The organism is Pseudolysinimonas sp., assembly GCF_031389465.1.
Lineage (GTDB): Bacteria > Actinomycetota > Actinomycetes > Actinomycetales > Microbacteriaceae > Pseudolysinimonas_A.
Genome location: NZ_JANMSQ010000281.1, coordinates 1 through 6,161, shown reverse-complemented (window position 1 = coordinate 6,161; position 6,161 = coordinate 1). Strand labels below are relative to the sequence as shown.

Genomic DNA, 6,161 nt, shown 5'->3' with positions numbered 1-6,161 from the left:
CAGCACCGGGCCCCAGCCGGTCGTGCCGCGCCGCCCGACCCATTCCGCGAGCCGACGTTTCGCGAAGCCCCGGTCGAGGAACACGAACAACACCCCGAGCAGGGCGAAGAAGGCGAGCATCGTGTCGAGCAGCGCGACCCGGCTCAACACGATCGCGTTGCCGTCGATCGCCAGCAGCCCGCCGGCGATCACGGTGAGCAGCGGGCGGGCGAACAGCAGGTGGGCGATGCCCATCGTGAGGACGACGAGCAGGATGCCGATGATCGCCACCGAGATGCGCCAGCCGACCGGGTTGTCAGCGCCGAACGCCGCCATCCCGGCCGCGATGATCCACTTGCCGAGCGGGGGGTGAGCGACGAACGAAGCCCCGGGCAGATATCCCGACGGATCACCCGCGTTGAACGCCGTGTTCGCCTCAGCCGGCCAGCTGCCTTCGTAGCCGAGCTGAGAGAGCGTGTACGCGTCCTTGACGTAGTAGGTCTCGTCGAAGACCAGCACCCCGGGATGCCCGAGCCCGATCAGCCGAGTGGTCGCAGCGACAGCGGTGACGACAGCCGGACCACCCCACCGCCAGGCCCGCCGTGCGGCTTCGGTGCTCTGCATCCGGCCCCACCAGTCGTCGAGCCGCGATCCCGGCAGCTCGAGCAACGTCATCCCGACATCCTCTCTTAGACCCGAGGATTCGTGCGAGTTGGCGGGAATCGGGTCGGCAGAACGCCAAATCGCACGAATCGTGGGGTGTGAGCCCGGGATGATGGGGGAGTGATCATTCTCGGGGCAACGCCGATCGGCAACCTCGGTGACGCGTCCCGCCGCCTCATCGAGACGCTCGAGCGCGTTGGCACGATCGCAGCGGAGGACACCCGCGTCACCGTGCAGTTGCTGCGCGGCCTCGGCATCGAGAACCGGCCGAAGCTCGTCGCGCTGCACGAGCACAATGAGCGCGAGCGCGCCGCCGACCTGGTCGAACTCGCCCGCGACGAAGACGTCCTGGTGCTCTCGGATGCCGGCATGCCGACCGTGAGCGATCCGGGCTACGCACTGGTCGCGGCCGCAATCGAAGCCGGCGTCACGGTCACCGCTCTCCCCGGGCCGAGCGCGGTGCTCACCGCTCTCGCCCTCTCCGGGCTGCCGACCGACCGGTTCGCGTTCGAGGGGTTCCTGCCGCGCAAGGGCCGGGTCGCAGCCCTCCGCCCCCTCGCTGTCGAGACCCGCACCTTGGTGTTCTTCGAGTCACCGCACCGCATCGGCGACGCACTCAGCGACCTCGCGACCGTGTTCGGCGCCGACCGTCGCGCCGCCGTGTGCCGTGAGCTGACCAAGCTGTACGAAGAGGTCGCCCGCGGCACGCTGGCCGAACTTGCTGACCGTTACTCGGCAGGCACGAAGGGTGAAATCGTCGTCGTGGTCGCCGGCTCACCACCCGCGATCGCTGACCTTCCCGCAGCGGTCGATACGGTGCTCGACCTGGCAGCGGGCGGCATCCGATTGAAGGATGCCGCGGCCGACGTCGCCGCCGCGACGGGCCTCTCGGCTCGCGACCTGTACGAGGCCGCCATCCGGGCCAAAGGCGGGCCGTCCTAACTCTCGGAATGGCGGCCCTTCGTGCACGAGTCGTCGACGAAGGGCCGCCATTCCGAGAGTTAGGACATCCGTGCGGCAGCAGCGCCACCGCCGCCCCGGTCACCGTGAGCCCGTAACAGCCCAGCGCCGAAAGCTAGGCTGAAGCACGTGTCTCAGCCCGGCAGTTTCTACATCACCACGCCGATCTTCTACGTCAACGACGTCCCGCATATCGGGCACGCATATACGGAGGTCGCGACGGATGTGCTCGCGCGCTGGCACCGCCAGTCGGGCGACGACACCTGGCTGCTGACCGGCACCGACGAGCACGGACAGAAGATCGAGCGCACTGCGGCCGCCAACGGCGTGAGCCCGAAGGCATGGGCCGACAAGCTCGTCGCGGAGGCCTGGCTCCCCGTGCTCGACACCATCGACATTGCGAACGACGACTTCATCCGCACCACCGATGAGCGTCACGAGACCGCGGTCGCCAAGTTCCTGCAACAGCTCTACGACGAGGGCCACATCTATGAGGGCGTCTACGAGGGCTACTACTGCGTCGGTTGCGAGGAATACAAGCAGCCCGACGACCTCGAGCATCCCGAAGACGGCGAGTTCGCCGGACATTTCATCTGCAAGATTCACTCCCGACCGGTGGAGATTCTCAAAGAGAAGAACTACTTCTTCCGCATGAGCGACTTCGGCGACGCGCTTCTGAAGCTGTACGACGAGCAGCCCGACTTCGTGCAGCCCGACAGCGTGCGCAACGAGATCATCCAGTTCGTCAAGCAGGGGCTGGAAGACCTGTCGATCTCGCGGTCGAGTTTCGACTGGGGCATCAAGGTGCCGTGGGATCCGACGCACGTGGTCTACGTCTGGTTCGATGCGTTGCTCAACTACGCGACCGCCGTCGGCTGGGGCTCCGACACCGAGCAGTTCCGCCGTCGCTGGCCCGCCGTGCACATCGTCGGCAAAGACATCGCCCGCTTCCACGCCGTCATCTGGCCGGCGATGCTGATGGCTGCCGGGCTCCCGGTACCGGCCCACGTCTTCGGGCACGGCTGGCTGCTCGTGGGCGGCGAAAAGATGTCGAAGTCGAAGCTCACCGGCATCGCCCCTGCGCAGATCACGGATGTCTTCGGATCCGACGCGTTTCGCTACTACTTCCTCTCGGCGATCACCTTCGGGCAGGACGGGTCGTTCTCATGGGAAGACCTGTCGGCGCGCTACCAAGCCGAGCTCGCGAACGGTTTCGGAAACCTCGCGTCGCGGGTGATCGCGATGATCGAGAAGTACCGCGACAGCGTGGTCCCCGATGCGACGCGCGACGTTGCGATCGTCGACCTGGAGAAGAACGTGACGGATGCCGCCCACGCGGCAATCGGAACGTTCGCCATCCATGAGGCTCTGGCGTCTATCGAGCGACTCGTGGACGCGCTCAACGGGTACGTGACGGACCAGGCGCCGTGGGTGCTCGCGAAGGATCCGGCCCAGAGCGAGCGACTCGACCAGGTGCTGGCGACCTTGGCGCACGGCGTCGGCACCCTCGCGGTGCTCTACTCGCCCGTCATGCCGCAGGCGACGGCGAAGCTCTGGGCGGCGCTCGGCGAGTCGGGGGCTCTGCTTGAGCAGCGTGTCGATACGGCGTGGGACCGCCCCGGCGGCGGGACGGTGTCGCCGCTCGATCCGCTCTTCCCGCGGGTCGAAGTGGAGTCCGCGAACTCGTGACCGAGCCCTTCCTGCGGTCGCGCGAGCGCGGTCCCGACGACAAAGTCGCGGACTACCCGCCGCTGCCGGTTCCGCTCGTCGTTCCGATCTACGACAACCACACGCACCTGGAGTTTGCGGACGGGGACAACCCGCTGGACTTCAAGGAGCAGCTCGACCGCGCGTCGAGCGTCGGGGTACGCGGGGTCGTCCAGGTCGGCACCGATCTGGTGACCTCGCGCTGGAGTGCCGAAGTCGCCTCCCACGAGCCGCGCGTGCTCGCCGCGGTCGCGCTCCATCCCAATGAGGCGCCCGAGCTCGAGAAGAACGGGCTGCTCGACGAGCACCTTGCCGGCATCGCCGAGCTCGCCGCCCGGCCGCGGGTGCGAGCGATCGGCGAGACCGGGCTCGACTTCTTCCGCACTGGCGAAGACGGCCGGGACGCGCAGGTGCGCGCGTTCGAGGCGCACATCGCAATCGCCAAGGAGCACGACCTCGCCCTGCAGATTCACGACCGGGACGCGCACCGCGACGTGTTGCGCGTGCTGAGGCGGGTGGGGGCGCCCGAGCGCACCGTGTTTCACTGCTTCTCGGGGGATGCCGAGTTCGCGAAAGAGATCGCTGGCGCGGGCTGGTTCCTTTCGTTCGCGGGCACCGTCACCTTCAAGAACGCGGGGGCGCTCCGCGAAGCGCTCGAGGCGATTCCGCGCGCCAACATCCTGATCGAGACGGATGCCCCCTACCTGACGCCGGCGCCGTGGCGGGGACGGCCCAACTCGTCGTACCTCCTTCCGCACACGTTACGGTTCATGGCGGAGCACCTCGGCACCGACGTCTCGATGCTCGCCGCGCAGATCTCTTCGAATACCGAAGCCGTATACGGCAAGTGGGATGACAACGCGATCGACGCGCCCCTCGAGACAGGCCGCTGATGGCACTGCTCGGCCCGGCCGAGATCCGCGATCTCGCGGCGACTCTCGACCTGCAGCCCACGAAGAAGCTCGGGCAGAACTTCGTGGTCGACGGCAACACGGTGCGCAAGATCGTGAAGACCGCGCGCGTCGAACCCGGCGACGAGGTGCTCGAAGTGGGGCCCGGGCTCGGGTCGCTCACGCTCGGACTGCTGGAAGCCGGCGCGCGGGTGACGGCCGTCGAGATCGACACTCGACTCGCCGAGTTGCTGCCGCGCACTGTCGAAGCGCTCGCTCCCGGGGCGCCGCTCGTCGTCGTGACGGGTGACGCATTGCGGGTCGACGTCCCGGGGTCACCCCGTCGACTCGTCGCCAACCTGCCGTACAACGTGTCGGTGCCGGTGCTGCTGCATCTGCTCGAGACGGTTCCGTCGCTCGAGACCGCACTCGTGATGGTGCAGGCCGAAGTCGGGCAGCGCATTGCAGCGCCTCCCGGGTCGAAGGTCTACGGCTCACCGAGCGTCAAAGCCGCCTGGTACGGACGCTGGTCGACCGCGGGGAGCGTCAGTCGGCAGGTGTTCTGGCCGGTTCCCAACGTCGACTCGATCCTCGTCGCCTTCGAACGTGCCGAGCGTCCGGGTACCGACGAAGAACGCGTCCGCACCTTCGCCCTCGTCGACGCCGCATTCGGGCAGCGCCGAAAGATGCTGCGGCAGGCACTCGCCGAGGTGCTCGGCAGCTCGGCTGCCGCATCCGCCCGAATGGAAGCCGCCGGGGTCGACCCGACGCTTCGTGGCGAGCAGCTCACGGTCGCGGAGTTTCTCGCCATCGCCCGTAGCTAGGGTGGAGGGATGATCTCTCGGGACCAGCCACGCATGGTTCATGTGCGGGCGCCGGGCAAGGTCAACGTCTATCTCGAGGTCGGCGCGTTGCAAGACGACGGGTATCACGACGTCGCAATCGCGTATCAGGCGGTGTCGCTGTACGAAGACGTGCGGGTGACCGAGGCGGAGTTCTTCACGGTCGGAATGACCGGAAGCGTCGAACTCAGCCGGGTGCCTCTCGACGACTCCAACATCGCGATCCGAGCCGCACAACTGCTCGCCGAGCGCACCGGCTACCGCGGGGGCGCGCGCATCGAGATCGAGAAGCACGTGCCGGTCACCGGCGGCATGGGCGGCGGATCGGCGGATGCCGCGGCCACCCTGCTGGCCTGCGATGCGCTCTGGGGAACCGACCTGCCGCGCGACGAGATGCTCGACCTCGCCCGTCAGCTCGGCGCCGACGTTCCGTTTGCGATGACCGGTGGCACGGCGATCGGCACGGGACGCGGCGACGAACTCTCGCCAGCCCTCGCCCAAGGAACGTTCCAGTGGGTGCTCGCGATCGCCGACTTCGGACTCTCGACCCCCGCCGTCTACCGCGAGCTCGACGACCACCGGGCCCGCCACGCGGGCGAGGTCGCGCCCGCGAACCCCGCGCCGACGGTCGGCACCGACGTGCTGCAGGCGCTGCGTGCCGGGGACGCGCGGATGCTCGCCGCGGCGATGCACAACGACCTGCAGGCCCCGACCCTCCACCTCGAGCCATCGCTCGCGAAGGTGATCGAAACCGGCGAGCGCAATGGCGCGCTCGCCGGAATCGTGTCAGGGTCAGGCCCGACCGTTGCGTTCCCCCATCTCGATCACCTTGGCGAGCGACGGCTCGAGATGCAGCGCAGGAGCCTGAAGGTCGTTGTGCATCGCCGCGGCGAGCATGCGCGGGTCACCCGCGCGCAGCGCCTGAAGCACGTCGGCGCCGACCGACGGCGCGGGGCTGGGCGGCGCCACCTCACCCGCGTGCCGGGCGCGGTGTTCGTCGAGTTCGCGATAGACGCCGGGAGTGGAGAGTCCGAAGTCGGCGATCGCGAGCACCCACTGGAACGTGCCCTGGGCGAGCGCGGGCGAGAGCTCGTCGCCGCGTCCAGTGCCGATCGCCGTG

General features: G+C 68.4%; 5 protein-coding genes and 1 pseudogene. 5 read left to right on the top strand and 1 reads right to left on the bottom strand.

Annotation, left to right across the window (positions count from 1 at the left end; genetic code table 11):
* Positions 1 to 654, bottom strand: a 654-nt coding sequence (locus RMO30_RS11070; RefSeq protein ID WP_309713311.1) for a phospholipid carrier-dependent glycosyltransferase, incomplete at its 3' end; no start/stop codon positions are given.
* A 108-nt stretch (positions 655 to 762) separates the two neighbouring features.
* Between RMO30_RS11070 and rsmI the strand changes: the two genes are divergently transcribed.
* The 5 genes and pseudogenes from rsmI to RMO30_RS11045 form a co-directional block, all read left to right on the top strand.
* Complete coding sequence (gene rsmI, locus RMO30_RS11065) at positions 763 to 1,584, top strand: 16S rRNA (cytidine(1402)-2'-O)-methyltransferase (RefSeq protein WP_309713309.1); 822 nt, start codon at positions 763 to 765, stop codon at positions 1,582 to 1,584.
* Positions 1,585 to 1,731: 147 nt separating this feature from the next.
* Positions 1,732 to 3,291 (top strand): methionine--tRNA ligase, encoded by a 1,560-nt coding sequence (gene metG / locus RMO30_RS11060; RefSeq protein ID WP_309713306.1) that lies wholly within the window; start codon positions 1,732 to 1,734, stop codon positions 3,289 to 3,291.
* On the top strand, positions 3,288 to 4,202 hold the full coding sequence (locus RMO30_RS11055; protein WP_309713304.1) for a TatD family hydrolase: 915 nt from the start codon (positions 3,288 to 3,290) through the stop codon (positions 4,200 to 4,202). Before metG ends, RMO30_RS11055 begins: the two co-directional genes overlap by 4 nt.
* Entirely contained in the window at positions 4,202 to 5,023 is an 822-nt protein-coding gene (rsmA, locus tag RMO30_RS11050; RefSeq protein ID WP_309713302.1) for a 16S rRNA (adenine(1518)-N(6)/adenine(1519)-N(6))-dimethyltransferase RsmA, read from the top strand. Before RMO30_RS11055 ends, rsmA begins: the two co-directional genes overlap by 1 nt.
* A gap of 9 nt (positions 5,024 to 5,032) precedes the next feature.
* Positions 5,033 to 5,917, top strand: a pseudogene (locus RMO30_RS11045) (4-(cytidine 5'-diphospho)-2-C-methyl-D-erythritol kinase); the annotation flags it as partial.
* Positions 5,918 to 6,161 lie beyond the last annotated feature (244 nt).